17 protein-coding genes are annotated in these 16,472 nt (G+C 65.6%); 5 read left to right on the top strand and 12 right to left on the bottom strand.

The window, feature by feature from the left end; all coding sequences use genetic code 11:
• Positions 1-125: 125 nt before the first annotated feature.
• Positions 126-746: a hypothetical protein gene (locus ACFQ9V_RS20485; protein WP_382460956.1), complete on the bottom strand. Its 621-nt coding sequence runs from the start codon at positions 744-746 to the stop codon at positions 126-128.
• 197 nt (positions 747-943) lie between these two features.
• Positions 944-1,819, bottom strand: a complete 876-nt coding sequence (locus ACFQ9V_RS20480) for an NAD(P)-dependent oxidoreductase (protein ID WP_382460955.1) — start codon at positions 1,817-1,819, stop codon at positions 944-946.
• 258 nt (positions 1,820-2,077) lie between these two features.
• Here ACFQ9V_RS20480 and ACFQ9V_RS20475 point away from each other — a divergent pair, with 258 nt between their 5' ends.
• Genes ACFQ9V_RS20475 through ACFQ9V_RS20460 form a run of 4 tightly spaced genes read left to right on the top strand, consistent with a single transcriptional unit; the run spans position 2,078 to position 6,340 of the window.
• A complete protein-coding gene (locus ACFQ9V_RS20475) occupies positions 2,078-2,962 on the top strand; it encodes an enoyl-CoA hydratase/isomerase family protein (RefSeq protein WP_382460954.1) in 885 nt (294 codons plus the stop codon).
• Positions 2,949-4,178, top strand: coding sequence for a CaiB/BaiF CoA transferase family protein (locus ACFQ9V_RS20470; RefSeq protein WP_382460953.1), 1,230 nt, complete (start codon positions 2,949-2,951; stop codon positions 4,176-4,178). Before ACFQ9V_RS20475 ends, ACFQ9V_RS20470 begins: the two co-directional genes overlap by 14 nt.
• A 40-nt stretch (positions 4,179-4,218) precedes the next feature.
• Positions 4,219-4,917: a GntR family transcriptional regulator gene (locus ACFQ9V_RS20465; RefSeq protein WP_382460952.1), complete on the top strand. Its 699-nt coding sequence runs from the start codon at positions 4,219-4,221 to the stop codon at positions 4,915-4,917.
• A complete protein-coding gene (locus tag ACFQ9V_RS20460; protein ID WP_382460951.1) occupies positions 4,904-6,340 on the top strand; it encodes an amidase in 1,437 nt (478 codons plus the stop codon). Before ACFQ9V_RS20465 ends, ACFQ9V_RS20460 begins: the two co-directional genes overlap by 14 nt.
• Before the next feature lie 56 nt (positions 6,341-6,396).
• Here ACFQ9V_RS20460 and ACFQ9V_RS20455 read toward each other — a convergent pair whose 3' ends face one another.
• The 9 genes from ACFQ9V_RS20455 to ACFQ9V_RS20415 all read right to left on the bottom strand — a co-directional run bounded on the left by ACFQ9V_RS20455 (position 6,397) and on the right by ACFQ9V_RS20415 (position 14,359).
• Entirely contained in the window at positions 6,397-7,353 is a 957-nt protein-coding gene (locus ACFQ9V_RS20455) for a nucleoside hydrolase (protein WP_382460950.1), read from the bottom strand.
• Positions 7,350-8,150, bottom strand: coding sequence for a BtpA/SgcQ family protein (locus tag ACFQ9V_RS20450; protein WP_382460949.1), 801 nt, complete (start codon positions 8,148-8,150; stop codon positions 7,350-7,352). Before ACFQ9V_RS20450 ends, ACFQ9V_RS20455 begins: the two co-directional genes overlap by 4 nt.
• The gene (locus ACFQ9V_RS20445; protein ID WP_382460948.1) at positions 8,147-9,295 is read right to left on the bottom strand and encodes an SIS domain-containing protein; all 1,149 of its coding nucleotides are present in this window, start codon (positions 9,293-9,295) and stop codon (positions 8,147-8,149) included. The genes ACFQ9V_RS20450 and ACFQ9V_RS20445 overlap by 4 nt, the downstream gene beginning before the upstream one ends.
• Positions 9,292-10,251, bottom strand: coding sequence for a carbohydrate kinase family protein (locus ACFQ9V_RS20440; RefSeq protein WP_382460947.1), 960 nt, complete (start codon positions 10,249-10,251; stop codon positions 9,292-9,294). The genes ACFQ9V_RS20445 and ACFQ9V_RS20440 overlap by 4 nt, the downstream gene beginning before the upstream one ends.
• A complete protein-coding gene (locus tag ACFQ9V_RS20435) occupies positions 10,248-11,051 on the bottom strand; it encodes an energy-coupling factor transporter transmembrane component T family protein (RefSeq protein WP_382460946.1) in 804 nt (267 codons plus the stop codon). Before ACFQ9V_RS20435 ends, ACFQ9V_RS20440 begins: the two co-directional genes overlap by 4 nt.
• A 4-nt stretch (positions 11,052-11,055) precedes the next feature.
• The gene (locus ACFQ9V_RS20430) at positions 11,056-11,916 is read right to left on the bottom strand and encodes an energy-coupling factor ABC transporter ATP-binding protein (RefSeq protein ID WP_382460945.1); all 861 of its coding nucleotides are present in this window, start codon (positions 11,914-11,916) and stop codon (positions 11,056-11,058) included.
• Complete coding sequence (locus ACFQ9V_RS20425; RefSeq protein WP_382460944.1) at positions 11,913-12,791, bottom strand: energy-coupling factor ABC transporter ATP-binding protein; 879 nt, start codon at positions 12,789-12,791, stop codon at positions 11,913-11,915. Before ACFQ9V_RS20425 ends, ACFQ9V_RS20430 begins: the two co-directional genes overlap by 4 nt.
• Positions 12,792-12,793: 2 nt before the next feature.
• Positions 12,794-13,483 carry a hypothetical protein gene (locus ACFQ9V_RS20420; RefSeq protein WP_382460943.1) on the bottom strand — a complete coding sequence of 230 codons (690 nt, stop codon included), beginning with the start codon at positions 13,481-13,483 and terminating at the stop codon, positions 12,794-12,796.
• 117 nt (positions 13,484-13,600) lie between these two features.
• Positions 13,601-14,359 carry a GntR family transcriptional regulator gene (locus ACFQ9V_RS20415; RefSeq protein WP_382460942.1) on the bottom strand — a complete coding sequence of 253 codons (759 nt, stop codon included), beginning with the start codon at positions 14,357-14,359 and terminating at the stop codon, positions 13,601-13,603.
• 138 nt (positions 14,360-14,497) lie between these two features.
• On the opposite strand from ACFQ9V_RS20415, the gene ACFQ9V_RS20410 reads away from it, so the two are divergent.
• On the top strand, positions 14,498-15,268 hold the full coding sequence (locus tag ACFQ9V_RS20410) for an SDR family NAD(P)-dependent oxidoreductase (protein WP_382460941.1): 771 nt from the start codon (positions 14,498-14,500) through the stop codon (positions 15,266-15,268).
• Here ACFQ9V_RS20410 and ACFQ9V_RS20405 read toward each other — a convergent pair.
• Positions 15,234-16,163: a fumarylacetoacetate hydrolase family protein gene (locus tag ACFQ9V_RS20405; RefSeq protein ID WP_382460940.1), complete on the bottom strand. Its 930-nt coding sequence runs from the start codon at positions 16,161-16,163 to the stop codon at positions 15,234-15,236. The genes ACFQ9V_RS20410 and ACFQ9V_RS20405 overlap by 35 nt on opposite strands.
• Positions 16,164-16,472: the final 309 nt, after the last annotated feature.

Raw genomic sequence — 16,472 nt, 5'->3', positions numbered from 1 at the left:
CAACCCGCCCACCCCGGATCCCAATATTCTTCAAACGCCGATCATGCGACCCAACCCGCGCACCCGTCACAGCAAGATCAAACTGCTCCATCTCAGGGTTCCTTTCACCGTTCAACGCAACCACCTCACAACCACCTTCGAAGCGTCTCGGCCAGGTACGACTCGTCCGGGTAGCGCGCGAGTTGATCGTCCTGCCACTGCATCTCGGTCGGAGCCTCGCGAGAGGCGAAGTCGCGCCAGAGAGCGCCGATCGCCGCCGTGGCCCACAGCTGATATCGAGCGATCGGCTCGACGGCCCTGTCCTCGAGGAGAGCATCGACGGCAGAAGGATCATTCGTGGCTCCAGCTGTCAGCCGCATCGCCTCGAGTCCATTGGATTCGATATCGGCCAGCTCGCCGACCGTGGGCGCCTCGATCCGTTCGGACATCGCCATGTCGGCGATCGCGCTGTAAAGCTCGCCCCACCGGAAGCGCTCACGTGGCGGTAACCAGAGTGTGGCTTCGAAGAGCATGAGCGCGTGGTGCCTGATCATGCTGTACGGCTCTGACGGGATCAACTGCACCTGGAGGACGTCATTCGTGACTGCCATCTCCAGACGAGAGCGATCGGTCAAGATGGGTGCAAGGCGGGCGCTCCGGACCAGGACCGGCGAGTAGACGCGTTCGAGGAGTCTGAGGAAGACCTCGGCGTCCAGTAGGTGATTGATCACCCATCCTCGACCCGAGGGCTCCGGCCAGGTCACCATCCAGCCCCCGTACGGGGCCGACGCGACGTCAGCGTGCGGAGTCGTTCGCACCTCGGCTCGGACTGCGGGCGCGCGCGGAAGGTCCAGCAGGGGTCGGCTGAGCAGGCGGCCTTTGGCCGCCCATTCAGCTGCGTCCTCCGCCCTGACGGACCCGCGCCCAGGTGAAGCGGACACGCTCGCGCCCGGTGTCCAGCCCGTCACGATCGACCCGAGAGCTGGTCGACTACGGCCTTCATGCCCGAGTGGTCGAGGCCTCCTCGCCCACTGGACACCAGCGCCGCGATCTCCTGAGCTGCGAGGCCGGCTAGCGGAGTCGCGACACCCGCGTCGCGTGCGATTTCCAGGGCGATCCCCATGTCCTTGTGATGGAGCACCGACCTGAAGCCGGGTCCGAACTCACGCCGAAGCATGGAACGGCCCTTCTGCTCGAGGACCGCACTTCCTGCGAGACCGCCCGAGAGGACAGGCAATGCCGCGTCAGCGTCCACATCGAGGGCCTCCAGCATCGTCAGAGCTTCCGCGACCGCACCCATGTTCACCGCCACGATCATTTGATTCGCAGCCTTGACGCTCTGGCCGGCGCCCGCGCCCCCGACGAAGATGGCCGTCCTCCCCATTGCACCGAACAGGTCGCGCATCCGGTCGAACGCGCCACGATCGCCGCCGACCATGATCGAAAGAGTGCCGTCGATCGCTCGGGGCTCGCCCCCCGAGACCGGCGCGTCCAGGGCGTGCAGCCCCGCGGCGGCCGCCACGGCGGCCACTCTGCGGGACACTTCCGGATGGATCGTGCTCATATCGATCAGCACGGTGGACTGCCGGGCGTGCGCAATGACTCCCTCGGGGCCGAGGAGCACCGCTTCGACGTCAGGTCCGTCGGGAAGCATGGTAATCACCACATCCGAGACTGCTGCGACTTCAGCAACCGACGCGGCCTCGACTCCGCCCCGATCGACCAGGAGGTGGGTTCGAGCCGCCGAGCGGCTGTAGGCGACGACGGAGAAGCCTTCTCGCACCAAGTTGGTCGCCATGGGAAGGCCCATGATCCCGAGGCCGATGAATCCGATCTGCATCGCACCTCCGATGTCCCGACACGACGGCAATGTTTGCCGATGACTGAATAAACGAAAGCTAAGACGTAGATTCCCTTCTGTCAACTCACATTTTGACTAATTGTCTACAATCAAGGAACGAATCCCTCAGCTTTTTTGGCGCTTTTAAGCTAAATCGGCCGCTTTATCTTGCATTCATGGTCAAGATTGACGACAATATGTATCACTCTTACAACCGAGCCATCGAGCTCTTCCGGCTACAACAATGGAGTTTCAGCCATGAATCCGCACGACGAAGGTTTCCTCGCCGACCGACTCGCCTCTCCGGCGCAAGAAGAGTCGATCGTCGACATGATCGGTGTCCAGACCGCTCCGGTCGGCGCGGCTCTGGTAGGTGTGCTCACCCTCGCCCGGCCCGAGTACCGTAACGCCATGACTCTCGCGGGCTGGCGACGCCTCGACGCGATGGTCCGGCACCTCAGCGAGAACACGCGCGTGCGTGCGATCGTTATCCGCGGCGCCGGCGACCAGTCGTTCTCGGCCGGGGCGGACATCTCGGAATTCCCGACTGAACGATCGAGCCCCGAAACCGGCGCAGCTTATGGTGCAGCCATCTCGGCGGCACTTCGGGCGATCCAGAGCGCGCCTGTCCCCGTGATCGCGATGATCTCAGGCTTCGCCGTCGGAGGTGGTTGCGAACTCGCTGCAGCATGCGATGTCCGGATCGCATCGACGGACTCACGGTTCGGGATACCCATCGGAAAGCTCGGGGTGACCCTCGGCCTCACCGAGACGCGCGCCGTGCTCTCCGCAATCGGCGCAGCCAGCCTCAAACATCTGGTCTACAGCGGGAAACTCGTGACGGCCGAACGCGCGAGCCGTATCGGACTGGTCCAGGAAGTCGTGGATCGTGACGATCTAGCGACCTTCACCGCGTCACTGGTCAGAAACATCGTGATGAGCGCTGAGACGACTGTTCGCGCCACCAAGATCCTGACGGAGCTCGCCAGCGACTCTGCCGTTCAGGAGAGCGAGGAGTTCGTGGCATCCCTGACTGTCGAGGCCTACGGGGGCGCCGATCTGCGCGAAGGCGTCGACGCGTTCCTCCACGGACGCACCCCGCGTTTCGCCGCTGAGAGGAGCTCCATGCATGTCCGCGCTTGAGGGACTGAAGGTCGTAGACCTCAGCCGCTATCTCTCCGGTCCGACGCTGACGATGCTCCTCGCGGATCTCGGAGCCGATGTCATCAAGGTCGAGACCCTTCCGCACGGGGATCCCGCACGTCAGTCAGGTCCGTTCCATGGCGCTGAGAGCGTCTATTACATGGCGTCGAACCGCAACAAGCGGTCATTCGCGGTCGACTTGCGCCGGCCGGAAGGACTGGAACTGGTACTGCGCCTCATCGACGAAGCGGACGTGTTCGTGCAGAACTTCCGGCCGGGGACGGTGGAGAAGATGGGGCTCGGCGAGGGAGTCCTGCGCGCTCGGAACCCGCGACTCATCTATGTCAACATCAGCGGTTTCGGTTCCGTCCCACCGGGAGACGCCCTTCCCGGCTTCGATCAGACGGCCCAGGCGATGTCCGGCCTGATGAGCGTGACCGGGACTCCGGAGACAGGAGCGCTCCGGGTCGGCATCGCTGTCAGCGATTCCACCACCGGGATATTCTCCGCTGTCGGCGTCCTGGCCGCCCTTCATGAGCGGAATCGAACCGGCAGGGGCTCACTCGTCGAGGCATCGCTCATGGAGTCCACCCTCACGTTGATGTCGTATCAGGCGCAGAAGTACTTGAGCCTCGGTGTCGTTCCCGGCCAGGACGGCAACGACCATCCGATCATGTTCCCGCAGGGGACGTTTCGCGCGAAGGACGCGTCGATCACGTTGGCGTCGGGCAATGAGAGGATGTGGCGGCAACTGTGCACGGCCCTTCACCTCGAGGAGCTCGCCGAAGATCAGCGCTTCGCCGATAATGCGGGCCGAATGCAGCATCGGGTCGAGTTGCGACGCCTTATCGAAGGTGTTCTATCGACGAAGCCCGCCTCGGTGTGGATTCGTGACATCAACGACGCAGGGGTGCCCTGCGCGCGTGTTCTTGATCTCGAGGAGGCGCTGACGCATCCCATCACGCAATCCCTCAACATGGTCGAAACCGTCGGGCACTCCGCGCTCGGCGAGATGAAGGTCCTCGGGCAGGCGGTCAAAGTGGAGGGAAGCGAGGCCGGCTGGCTGCGCCGGCCTGCGCCGCTGCTCGGCGAGCACACAGCGGAGATCGCACAGGAACTCGGAGTCTCCGCCGAACGACTCAACGAGCTCGTCGAAGTCGGAGTCCTCCAGGAGCCGCCTCTCGCGGCGCCCAGGGTCATGGCCGCGCGTGCCTGATAATGAGGTGGATCCATACCGATCGGAGGACGCTCTGCCCATGAAGTCCGTCATCGATTCGGCAAAGGTCACGGTTCCGTCGGTCGTGGAGGCCGCTGTGAGCGCGCTCCGCGGTCTCATCGTCACCGGCGCCGCGCGCCCCGGAGAGCGGCTTGTCGAGGAGCGTCTCACCGAATGGCTCGGTGTCAGCAGGCCGCCGCTCCGCGAGGCGCTCCGCATCCTCCAGCGCGACGGGCTCGTCGAGTCACTGCCGCGGCGCGGATATCGGGTCGTGTCGCTGACCGCCGAAGATGTCCGTGAGATCTATTCGCTTCGCTTCACCCTCGAGCGCATGGCCATCGAGCTCGGCGTGCCTGTGCGGGACCGCACTCGGCTCAAGCCGATGCACGACGCGTTGGCCGGCATGCAGCTCGCGACCGAGAGCAACGACGCCAGGGCGATGCTGGCCGCGAACAGCCTCTTCCATGCCGGACTCGTGGGCCTCCCTGCGCACAAGCGACTCGAAGCCGTTTATGACTCAATCCGACTCCAGGTGGAGTTGTGCATGGCTGACAACCTGCGATTTCGGGACCAGCAGTTCGGCGATCAAAGCGATGCCTATCCGCGTCACGCCCGGCTGCTGGAGAGCATCGAGATCGGCGACAAGGAGGCTGCGTTGTACGACATCGAACACCACGGGGCACTTTCGTTCGTCACGGATATCGACAACCTCGCGTACTCGGAAGATGAACCTCGGTAACGGGCGTGATGCCGCACCGGGCCAGGCGGCCGCAATCGCCCGGTCGGTTCGAACCGGCCGGCGAACAGCGGTCTCCGTCATCGAAGAGGCCGTCGAGCTGATCGAGCGCGTCGACCCGTATCTGAATGCGGTGATCGCAAGCGACCACGCCCGGGCTCTGTCCGCGGCGCGCTCCATCGACACGAGGATACGAGCCGGAGAGGATGTCGGCCCGTTCGCGGGCGTCCCGTTCACGGTGAAGGATGTCATCGCCACCGAGGGACTCCCAACAACCTGCGGGAGCCGCGCAGTGACCGGCACCCGGGACGACGAAGACGCTACCGCCGTCGCGCGGATGCGGGCGGCCGGTGCGATCCTGATCGGCAAGACGAACTGTCCCGAGTTCGCCTTCTCGGTCCTCACCGACAACGATCGCTTCGGGCCGACGATCAATCCGATCGAGATCCAGTCGCCCGCCACCGGACCACAGCAGCTCGTCGCAGGAGGGTCGAGCGGAGGAGAAGCAGTCGCGATCGCAGCCGGCTTCTCCGTCGTCGGACTCGGGACCGACTTCGGCGGCTCCGTCCGGTGGCCTGCACAATGCACCGGAGTCCTAGGCCTCCGACCGACGGTGGGCCGGGTTCCGGCGACCGGGCAGTTGCCCGGGGTCGGCGGTGGACCGTGGCCACCGAATCCGCGCACCCTCCAGGGGAGACTCCAGGTGATCGGGCCGATGGGGCGCTCGGTCGATGATGTCGAGGCCACGCTGCGGGTTGTGGCAGGGCCCGACGCGTTCGACTCGACAGCCGTGCCGGCTCTGCTCGGCGACAGCGCAGCGATCGATCTCAGAACCGTCGAATGCCGCTGGGAGACGTCGATCGGTGAGCTTGCCGTGGATGCGGAGGTCGCCGTCGCCGTCGAATACGCCGCCGAGCTGCTCCGTTCCGCGGGCGTCCGAGCATCTCGAGGTCTCCCTCCGGCGATGGACCATGCCCATTCGATCTACTCACGCCTCCGCGACGCCGAACCGCTGACGGAACTGCGCAACGCAATCGCCGGCAGAGAGGGCTCCGTGACGCGGCACATCGCGGAGGTGCTCGAGGCCGGAATGAGTGTCTCCGAGGATGAGCTCACGAGGCTCTGGGCTCGACGCGACCTGCTCCGAGCCGACCTCCTCGGGTGGCTGCGCGGTGAACGGATTCTCGCGCTTCCAGTGTCGACAGTCGCGCCATTCGCGAGCGCGGCGGGGTTGCCCTTCCGTGGTGGTCGACGGCTATCGGAGCCGGAAGTCGTGGCACCCTGCCGCCTGGTGTCGCTCTTCGGGCTGCCCTCGCTCTCCGTTCCTGTGATGACCTCGGCGACCGGCGTACCGATTTCGGTTCAGCTGGTCGGACCACCGTTCCGCGAGGACCTGGTTCTCGCCGCCGCGCGCGCAGTCCACTGACGACGGCAAGACGGCGGCGGGGTGACTTCCCCATCGCCGTCTGCCGTTCTCGGTCGCTACGCGGTCAGCTTGACCCCCGACTCGAGGATTTCATAGAACTTGGTGGCGTCCGCCGTCAGGGCGACCCACGCATTTGGCGCCCTCCCACCTCGGAATCGGACGTCGATAATGGTGCGCCCGACGGTGTGGACACCCGTCGTCTCGATCGCGACGTGGTAGCTCTCCAGCGGTATGACAGCAGGATCGATGAGATACGCGATGCACAGCGCGTCGTGGATCGGGGCGCTGTCGGGTATCGCTTGCGGCTGGGACTCGTCGTGGGCCACGATCCGCTGACGGATGAGGGCAGCCGTCGCCAGCGCAGCCGGCGTCCCGATCTCATGCAGCACGGCCGCCTGGGCGCCCGTAATCAAGGCATCATGGGTCGCGTCGAGGGGCACGAGGACCACTCGCTTGAATCCGGCGCCGAAGACCACGTCTGCGGCCACCGGGTCGTGCCAGATGTTCGACTCGGCCGATGGCGTCGCGTTTCCGAATGCGTGGGCACCTCCCATGATGACGAGCTCGTCCACCTTCTCGACGATCGACGGATCCAGCGTGATCGCCGCTGCGATGTTCGTGAGCGGGCCCACGGGCACGAGAGTCACTGGCTCCGGCCTGCTTCGCAGAGTCTCCACCAGCCACTCGACGGCGCCCTGCGGCCGCTCCGGTTGCGTCGCCGCGGGGAGGTCGAGTTGTTCCGGATGCATCTTCCCGCCGCTCTGGTCGTCGGTGACGGGACCGGGGACAGCGATGGGCCCGAAGGGCGCGTCGAGGCCCCGATAGACGGGGATGTCCGGCCGGCCGATGTAGTCGAGGACGCGGAGCGTGTTGTCGGTCGTGTTGACCACGGGCCGATTGCCCCAAACCGTGGTGCACGCTATGAGCTCGATGTCGGGATGAAGGGCGGCGAGCATGATCGCCACCGCGTCATCGGTTCCGGTGTCCACATCGAGGATGACCGTTCTCGTCATGAATAGAACGCTCCCCCGCTGACCCGCACGCCGTCCGCCGCGGCGTCGGCGATAGCGCGCGCCGCGTCGAAGTCGACGCGCCCCCTGATGCCGGGCGTCGCCTTCAGCGCACTCCCGATGATCACCGTGTCTGCGACCCTTAGTGCGTCGAAGACGCTGGACGCGTCCACCCGCCCACCGATCACCAGGTGCGCCTTCGGATGGCTGCGCCGGGCCTCCTCGGCCAGAGCGAGCGTCTCGTCGGTGTCCCTGCCTGTGACGATGACGCCGTCGGCGGAGCCGAAGTCGAGCGCGTCGACTATCGCGGCGGACAGACCAAGGCCCGGCTCCGCACGACTGGTCGGCTCACGGACGTCCGCCCAGATAGCGGGGGTGGCTCCCGAAGCCCTCCGAGTGCTCAGCGTCTCGTGGGCGCAGCCGTGGAGGACCCCTTCGGCGCTCCACGTCGTGCCCGTAAGAAGCTTGACCCGAACGAAGTCGGCGCCGGAGGCGGCGGCGATCGCGACGGCGGCGGGGCCGTCGTTCTTGACGATGTTGACGCCGATCGCCAGTTCGGACTCCGACCGGAGCCTCGTCGTGATCGCTGTCATCTGAGCGATCACCAGGCCATCGACCCGCTCGCGAGTCGGCCGATCCAGCGAGTTCTGGACGAGAACCGCGTCGAACCCGGCCTCCTGCAGAATCGCCGCGTCCGCCGATGCCTCGTCGGAGAGCTGCGAGAGCGGCTCCCCTCCCCACGCGGGACTGCCGGGAAGCGCCGGGAGGTGGATCATCCCGACCAGCCGCGGCGCGATCACAGGCTCGCCTGCACGAGAACGGACTCCGGAATGTTGCTGCCGAAGATCTGACGGAAGTTGACCTGCTTGCGGAACTCGTCGTCGAATCCGAGCATCACCTTGTCGTTCTGAGAGGCGAACGCATGCGCGATGAGCTCTCCAGCCGCGAGGTAGACCAGGGGCGAGAGCTCCTCGTCGACGTGCCCGACCACCGGGAGGACGAAGTCGGCGAGGTCCGCGGTGGTTCGGTCCTCGGCCGAGCACACAGCGACAGCAGTGCCGCGCATGTCGCGGATGGCCTGAAGCTGCTCGCGAGCGCGGTCGAGGCTGGCTCCCGGAGGAGCGAGCACGATCGTGACGGTGCCGGGCGTGCAGCAGAAGTACTGCTCGTGGGCCCACTCCTCCAGCTGCTGCGCCACGGTGTTGTGGCGCGCGCTCTCGATCATCTTGGCCATCGTGAACATCGCGGTGCCGTAGTTCGGGCCGCCCCCGAGGACGAAAACGGGGGTCTCGTCCGTCAGAACGGCCGCGACGTCGCGCGCCGGCTTCTCAGACGCTGCGAGCGTGTGTTCCAGCACACGGCTGAGCGCGGAGATCCGCCCGAGCTGCGCCTCCACACCCGCACTGTCGAGTCGGCCCGCGAGCTCGGCGAGCCGGATGATGACCGCGAGCAACGACAGCAGGGACGCCTCGTAGCTCATGGTTCCCGGGCCGAATCCCACGTCCCGGTAGTCGTAGGTGATCAGGGCGTCGCCCTGCTCGGCGAGTCGGCTGCCCTCGTTGTAGGTGATCGCGAGCGTGGACAGACCGGCCTGGCGCGCGAATTTCAACGCTTCCACGGATCGCGCGACGTCTCCCGAATTGGACACGGCCACGACAAGTGAACCCTCGGGAGCAGTTCGGATGGCGTATCGCGAGAATTCGAGCGATTCGAGGGCCTCGGTCGAGATCCCCGTCAACAGCTCACTCGCATAACGGGTCGCCACGCCGCAGAAGTGCGAGTCGCCGCACCCGACGAAATAGACCCGCGTCGGCACCGGTCCGGTCAGTGCCTGCGACGCGTGCGCGTACAGCTCGCGGATCGCGGTGGAGAGCAGACTCACCTGCCCGTCGATCCCATCGCGCATGTTCTTCCACTTCAGGGTCGAGTTCTCGTCCTGCCTCATGAGTTCCTCCATAGTGTTGCTTCTTCTGTGATGAGCGCTCCCCCGGGATCTCCCGAGATGAGCGCGGGTTCGATGGACGCGATCCGATCGACGACCACGCTACGCAAGCGATCGACGGACCCGTCGATCGCGGCTCCACGGGCCTCGACGACGATCGACGCCACGGCGCTTGCCGCGCAGGCGGCGTCCAGACCGTTGAGGCCCGCCGCGAGAGCGGCGGCGAACGCTCCGCAATACGAATCGCCCGCGCCGGTCACGTCGACGGGCCTGACCGGGACGACGGGAACGTGCCAGATTCCTTCTGCGGTCCCGACAACGCTTCCCTCGCTTCCGAGCTTCACGACCGCAATGGGCGCGCCAGCCTCCCGAAACGTGCGAATGGCCTGCACCGGGTCGTCGCCCGAGAGGAGCCGTGCCTCCAGCTCACTTGGAAGGAACGCGTCAACGCCCGCCACCGTCGCCAGAACGTCGTCCGGGCGCAGCGCGCAACTGTCGTGATGCGGATCCACCGTCAGCAAACGGTGCCTCCCCCGTTCCGAACGGCACCACTCCGCTTGGGTCTCGATGGGCATCGGCGCGATGTGCACCGCTGCCGTCGACGGGATCCCGTACTCCTTCGGCGATGGACTCATGCGTTCGAGCGAGCCGGAGTTCGGATGCAGGACGTATTTCCGTGACCCGTCCTCCTCGTAGAGCACCCACTCCGAGATGCATGGCTCACCCGCACCGGTCGGGACCAGCTCGACGCCGAGACGTCTCAGCCGCTCCAGTTCCTCGGTCGGGAACCCGTCGCCGAGCCGAGTGGCGACCTTCGCGGCCGCGCCGAAGAGGCTGGCTCCGATTCCCGCGTACAGCGCAGCGCCGCCCGCGGAGCGGAAGTGCGTCGGGCCGTTCCAGAACATGACATCGTCAACGGTGAGATGCCCGACGGTCCAGACCGTTGGAGCCGCGATCACAGCATCCCCTTGACGAGAACGCCGATGCCCAAGAGTCGCAAGGCGATCGAGGTCCCGATGACCAGCACACCCACGATGCAGATGATGACGTCGCCTCGCCCGAAGGCCAGGCGTGTGATGTTCGTACGCTTGTCGCGCGCGCCGAAACCTCGCGCGTCCATGGCCACGGTGAGGTTCTGCGCCGTCATCATCGCCCTGCCGAAGAGCGGGACGAGCACCGGCGCCGCCTTCACGGCACGACGCACGGGGTTACCGCGGGTCAGATCGGCGCCACGTGCACGCTGTGCCTCCAGAATCGTGACGCGCTCCGAGTTCATGAGCGGGATGAACCGGATCGTCAGGGAGAGCGCTGTGCCGACGCGATAGTTGAGTCCGAGACCCAGGAGGCCGGCTGTGATGAGCTGCGGAGACGTCGTCAACATCAAGATCGCTGCCGCGAGGATCATGATGGTGATGCGGAATCCCATCGCGACCCCGAAGAGGACGCCATCGACCGTGAAGGTGAGCGTCCCCAGGGTGAACAGGTGGACGCCCTGGGCGATGTAGGCGGGCCAGATCAGGACGCTCAGGAAAGTCAGCCAGATCGACAGCCAGATGAAGCCGCCGAGATCGGTCCAACCGAGCTTCGCACTGAAAGCGACCGCGAGGATGGCGGCCACCGTCGCGCCGAGCACGATCGGATTGTTGAAGCAGAGCGCGACGCCGAACAGCACGAACAGCCAGAGGAACTTCGTCCTCGGATCCAGACCCTGGTGCACGACGGACGCGCGATCGCGATAGATACTGTAGCCAACAGGCATGTGATTACCTCCCCTCGGTGGGACCGACCAGCTGGCCGACCGCTTCAGAAATCGACTTCGCCCGGTCGACGCCGAACCGCTCGAGCCGGTCCGATATCGTGACCGGCGCCGGAGCCATCAGATGAGCCTCCTCGAGAACGGCCGTGTCGCGGAAGACATCCTGAGTCGGGCCGTCCGCGAGGATGCGACCGCCGGCCATGACGACGGACCGATCGATGAACTCGCTGACCAAGTCCATGTCATGGGTGATGACCAGGATCGTGCGACCCTCGGACGCCCACTTGGAGAGCAGACCCATCGCGCGCATCCCGCCGACCCGGTCCATGCCGGTCGTGGGCTCATCGATAACAAGGAGTCGCGGGTCCATGGCGAGGATGGAGGCCACCGCCACGAGCTGGCGCTGACCGCGGCCCAGCGTGAACGGGTGCGCGTCCCGCAACGCAGCGATTCCGACGAGGTCGAGAGCGTCGCTCACGAGCTCGTCGACCTCCGCGCTGCTATAGCCCAGATTGGTCGGCCCGAATCCGACCTCCTTCGCCACGGATGAGGAGAAGATCTGGTGGTCCGGATTCTGGTAGCAGTACCCGACAGACCGTGCGAGCACCGACAGCGGCTGATCGGCGACACGCTTGCCTGCGACCCGGACTTCACCGCTCGTCGGCTGGTGGAGACCGTTCAGGTGCTTCGCCAAGGTCGTCTTTCCGGCGCCGTTCTGGCCGAGCAAAGCGACGAACTCGCCTTGCCGAACCCGCAGATCGACGCCCTTGAGCACATCGGGAAGACCGGGTCCGTAGGAGAACCGGAGGTCCTTGACGTCGATCACGATGCTGGGATCCCTGGCTTCGATTGTTTCCGACCTGGTCATCTGGTCGCTCCTTCCAGGACGCGTTGGGCCTCGTCGACCGCCTGATCCAGGTCGAGCGTGGGGCGAAGCCCTGCTGGGAACCCTTGTTCGGCGAGGTTGAGGATGAAGTCGGCTGCGGCCGGGAGACGTTCGCCGGCGGTACGCTCGCGAGCGCCCGGGGTGGCGAGCACGTCCAGTGGCTTCCCGTCCGCCACGACCGCTCCATCGCTCATCACGATGATCCGGTCGGCGAGGCGGGCGAGGCGGTCGACCTCGTGCTCGACCACAACAACCGTGATCCTGCGTCGCCGGCGGAGGTTCTCGATCACCGTGAAGACCTGGTCCTTGCCCAGCGGGTCGAGCTCGGAGGTCGGTTCATCCAGCACCAGGATGTCCGGCTCGAGCATGAGGGCTGACGCGATGGCGAGTCGCTGCTTTTGACCGCCGCTGAGCGTGTAGGTGTCCCGGTCCATGAAGTCGGCGAGACCCACCGCGGCGAGACACGCCTTGCTACGCGCGGCGATTTCGGCGGGATCGATCTCGTAGTTCTCCGGCCCGAAGGCCAGATCCTCACGGACTGTCATGCCGATGATCTGGGCCTCCGGGTCCTGGAGCACCAAGCCGACCCGCGCTCCCCCATGCGAGTGCGTCTCCCGGGTGACATCGGTTCCGAAGATCTCGACCGTGCCCTCGTGCTCGCCCGGGGTCGTGTGGGGGATCAGCCCCTTGATCGCCTGGCAGAGCGTGCTCTTTCCGGCGCCAGACGGACCGATGATCCCGACGAACTCGCCCTCCGCTATGTCGAAGGTCAGGCCTCGGAGAGTCGGTCCCTGCGCGGTCGGATACCGGAACCAGAGATCGTTGACCCTGACCGCGTGCCCACTGTCGTCCCGCATGCTCAGCTGGCCTCTGACCGGTCGGCGGTGACCGTCTGGTTGTCGCGCATCGACTTCCGCGAGCGGTCGGACTTGCCGGAGAGGTCCAGGTGGTACAGACCCCACTGACGGACGAGGGGGAACAGGGCGATCAGCAGAACCGGCACGACAATGGCCGGAAGAACGAGCTGGTTGATGAAGATCGACAGGGAGACTCCGCCCCAGGCGACTGCGGGCGGGAGCACGTTGGTAAACGCGAGCCAACCGCAGATCGTGATCATGAGCATGATTCCGCCGACGAGGAGGCCGAGGTAGAGACGGCCCCAGGCACTCAGGTTGTTCATCCTCGGGTTGGTGACGATCTTGTACGGCACCCAGGTATAGAAGGTGTGGCCCAGGAATCCCGCGAGCGACCCGAGCGTCAGAGCGCCGCTGATCGCGTCACCGATCGGCATCGAGAACGTAACCCCGATCGCGCCGGGAAGGCCGAAAAGGGTGGAGAACACAGGCCCGAGCGAGAAGGACGGGTTGAATCCGCCGATGCCGGGGATGAACTGGAGCTGCAGCGGCCGGCCCGCGATGTAGATCGCCCCACTGATCGCGATCAGCGCGATCGTGCGCGAATTCCACTTGAGCCCGTTCTTCACGAACCCTTTTCGGCTGATCGTGTGGCCGCTGAGTTCCATCACCCAGATCGCAACCGCCAGTACCATCAAGATGAGCGCAAGGCCGTTTGCGACCACGAGGGCGGGACCCCCCTTGAGGAGCTCACCAAAGAAGTTGAAATTCATCATTGAACCTTTCTTCGTTTTCGTTTCGCGAGCGGCGATTCAGCCGCGACGCACGATTTGAATGTCGATCCGCGACGGCTCGTGGTAGTTCTTCGAGAACATCACGACCCGGTCGGGGACGGAATCGACGTAGTGGTGCTGTTCGAGCAGCAGAATCGGCGTGCCGATCTGCGTGCTCATCTGGTGGGCCAGCTCGACTCCTGCGTTCATCGGGACGAAACGGGCCGTGATCCGGTGGACGGCCAGCCCCTGGTCGGCCAGCCGCTCGTAGAGCGAGTCCTCCGTCGTGAAGTCGTCGAACCGGGTCGGTGACTCCAGGAACTCGGTCGGGATCCACTCCTCGGCGAACATCACCGGGATCCCGTCCGCCAGGAATGTGCGTCGGATGCGGACGACAGCCGCGCCTTCGGCGATGCCCAGGCTCTCAGCGATCCGAGCGTCGGCGAACTCATGCTGAACGTCGAGACCGACGACTCCAGGGACTTGGCCGTTCACAGCGATCATCTCCGACGTGCCTCGGATCCGTTCGAATCCGTTGGAGAACGACGGCGCATCCGCGGCGACGAATGTTCCCACTCCGCGCTTGCGGACGAGGAGCCGGTCGGCCACAAGGATGGAGATGGCCACGCGAAGCGTGGGCCGGCTGACGCCGAGCGTCCGGGCCAGTTCGGGCTCGGACATCAACTGCTCGCCTTCGGCGATGCTCCCCGATTGCACGAGGGCCCGCAGGCGGGTTGCCGTGCGCTCCTCGAGGCTCTGTTCCTCGGCCTCGCTTCGGATCTTCCATCCGGTTGCCATGTCACTCCCCTTGGACTTCGATGTCCGCTCGCTTGATGTCAGACATCTTCACTCGCTTGATGTCAGACATCTTGCCTCCCCGCCACGATCGGTGTCAACATTCAATTCCGAACATGAGCGAACGAAGGGTAAGCCATAGTGGATTTCGCGCAACGAGTTGTCATCATCACAGGAGGCGCGAGCGGCGTGGGCCGCGCCGCAGCCCAGCTTTACGCGGCTGCCGGGGCGAAGGTCGTCATCGCAGACTGGGATGAGGATTCTGCCATCACGGCGGCGGCCGAACTAACCGACGCCGGCCGCACCGCCCTCCCCGTCCAGATGGACATCTCCGACGTGGAGTCCGTCGACCGGGCTGTCGTGGGAATCGTCGCTGCGTTCGGTCGCATCGATGTCCTCTTCAACAATGCCGGGATCGGCCCGAGCGCAGCGGCCCGCTATCCGATGGAGAACGTCGTCGACACTCCTGCGCATGCCTGGGACGAAATCCTCGCAATCAATCTCACTGGCCCGGCCCTCGTGAGCCGAGCAGCCATCCCCCACATGGTGCGGGGCGGAGGCGGCTCGATCGTCAACAATGCTTCCATCAACGCGCTGGTGGCCGTTCATGGCGCCGACGCCTACAGCGCCTCGAAGGGCGGCCTTGTCACCCTCACCCGAGCCATGGCCGTCGAGTGGGCGCGCCAAGGGATCCGCACCAACTGCATCTGCCCTGGACCGATCAACACTCCAATGAACGCCCCGTATCTCGCCGACCTGGTGCGTCGAACCGAAATGGAGGCGGCCATACCACTCGGTAGAGTCGCGCGCCCGGAGGAGATCGCAGAGGTCGCTGTCTTCCTCTCCAGCGATGCCGCTTCGTACGTCAACGGCGCGATCATCCCTGTCGATGGCGGTTGGACGGCAGCGTGAGCGGCTCGGCGCACGAGGGAGCACTGGGATCGCACTGCGACGTCCGAGGCTCGACAGCAGAGCGGACGGTTCGAGTCTGCTCCCCGAGGCCGTCGATCCGAACCACCACGACGTCCCCGGGCTGGAGATAAGAAAACCGGCCGGACAACGCAACACCTTCCGGTGTGCCCGTCAGGACCACATCGCCCGGTTCGAGCCGGACGAACTGACTCAGATCGCGGATGATCCGATCGACGCCGAAGATCATGTCGGACGTGCGGGAGTCTTGACGAGGATCGCCATTGACGAAGCTTCGGAGTCTGGCATCGTGTGCATCGAACGAATCCGCCGGGACGAGCCACGGTCCAAGCGGGAGGAAGCCGGGGGCGCTCTTCGCCAGCGACCATTGTCCCCCCGAGAATTCACTCTGCCAATGCCGCTCGCTGACGTCGTTGGCGGCCAGGTACCCGACGATGTGCTCGCCGGGGTCGGCGTCCGAGGCGAGCTGCCACGCTTCGCGGCCGATGACGACACCGAGCTCGACCTCCCAGTCGACCTTGCTCGAACCTTGAGGAAGTACGAGCTCATCATCCGGGCCGCAAAGCGCGCTCGGCGACTTCATGAACACGACTATCCGCTGTGGCGGGTCGGATCGGCTCTCGCGAACGTGCGCGGAGTAGTTCATCCCGATGCAATAAACGGCGCCCGGGCGCGCGATCGGTGCGCCGATACGCATGACCCCGGCACCGGGGAGTGTCGGCAGCACCGCGCGATTCCGACGAACAATACGCACGGGATCCGCCGCGAGAAAGAGTCCGTCGATGTCGCTGGTGATCGACCTCAGATCGAGGACTCGGTCATCGATCACAGCTACGGGGATTTCGTTGCCGACCGGTCCCAATCGACCGAACTTCATGGGATATGCCTGTTTCCATTCTCAAGACCCCGGTGATCGGGGAGGATGCACGCTTCTCGGGCGCTCGAGAATCCAGCGGCAGCCGGGGCGCATCGCGCCTGACCGCCGTCGGCCGCCGCTGGATCCTCGACCGCCCGATGGGCCATCGACGATGAACTCCGGGGGCTCATCCGGCCCCGAGCGCGGCTAGGCGTTGACCGCCGCGGCGGCGAGGAGGTGTTGTTGTGTGGTTTCTTGGCCGCGGTTTTGGTTGAGGACCTGGCCGCGGTGGTCGTCGCCGACGAACTCGCCGTCCTGATACACCAACCG

It is taken from the genome of Leifsonia sp. NPDC056665, from assembly GCF_042791795.1.
In the GTDB taxonomy this organism is placed as follows: Bacteria; Actinomycetota; Actinomycetes; order Actinomycetales; family Microbacteriaceae; genus Leifsonia.
This window is presented reverse-complemented; position numbering and strand designations above follow the sequence as displayed.

Bases quoted from the DNA above. Each gene is read 5' to 3' on its own strand.
- ACFQ9V_RS20485 (WP_382460956.1), bottom strand. From the start codon at position 746: ATGGTGACCTGGCCGGAGCCCTCGGGTCGAGGATGGGTGATCAATCAC.
- ACFQ9V_RS20480 (WP_382460955.1), bottom strand. From the start codon at position 1,819: ATGCAGATCGGATTCATCGGCCTCGGGATCATGGGCCTTCCCATGGCG.
- ACFQ9V_RS20475 (WP_382460954.1), top strand. From the start codon at position 2,078: ATGAATCCGCACGACGAAGGTTTCCTCGCCGACCGACTCGCCTCTCCG.
- ACFQ9V_RS20470 (WP_382460953.1), top strand. From the start codon at position 2,949: ATGTCCGCGCTTGAGGGACTGAAGGTCGTAGACCTCAGCCGCTATCTC.
- ACFQ9V_RS20465 (WP_382460952.1), top strand. From the start codon at position 4,219: ATGAAGTCCGTCATCGATTCGGCAAAGGTCACGGTTCCGTCGGTCGTG.
- ACFQ9V_RS20460 (WP_382460951.1), top strand. From the start codon at position 4,904: ATGAACCTCGGTAACGGGCGTGATGCCGCACCGGGCCAGGCGGCCGCA.
- ACFQ9V_RS20455 (WP_382460950.1), bottom strand. From the start codon at position 7,353: ATGACGAGAACGGTCATCCTCGATGTGGACACCGGAACCGATGACGCG.
- ACFQ9V_RS20445 (WP_382460948.1), bottom strand. From the start codon at position 9,295: ATGAGGCAGGACGAGAACTCGACCCTGAAGTGGAAGAACATGCGCGAT.
- ACFQ9V_RS20435 (WP_382460946.1), bottom strand. From the start codon at position 11,051: ATGCCTGTTGGCTACAGTATCTATCGCGATCGCGCGTCCGTCGTGCAC.
- ACFQ9V_RS20430 (WP_382460945.1), bottom strand. From the start codon at position 11,916: ATGACCAGGTCGGAAACAATCGAAGCCAGGGATCCCAGCATCGTGATC.
- ACFQ9V_RS20425 (WP_382460944.1), bottom strand. From the start codon at position 12,791: ATGCGGGACGACAGTGGGCACGCGGTCAGGGTCAACGATCTCTGGTTC.
- ACFQ9V_RS20420 (WP_382460943.1), bottom strand. From the start codon at position 13,483: ATGGTACTGGCGGTTGCGATCTGGGTGATGGAACTCAGCGGCCACACG.
- ACFQ9V_RS20415 (WP_382460942.1), bottom strand. From the start codon at position 14,359: ATGGCAACCGGATGGAAGATCCGAAGCGAGGCCGAGGAACAGAGCCTC.
- ACFQ9V_RS20405 (WP_382460940.1), bottom strand. From the start codon at position 16,163: ATGAAGTTCGGTCGATTGGGACCGGTCGGCAACGAAATCCCCGTAGCT.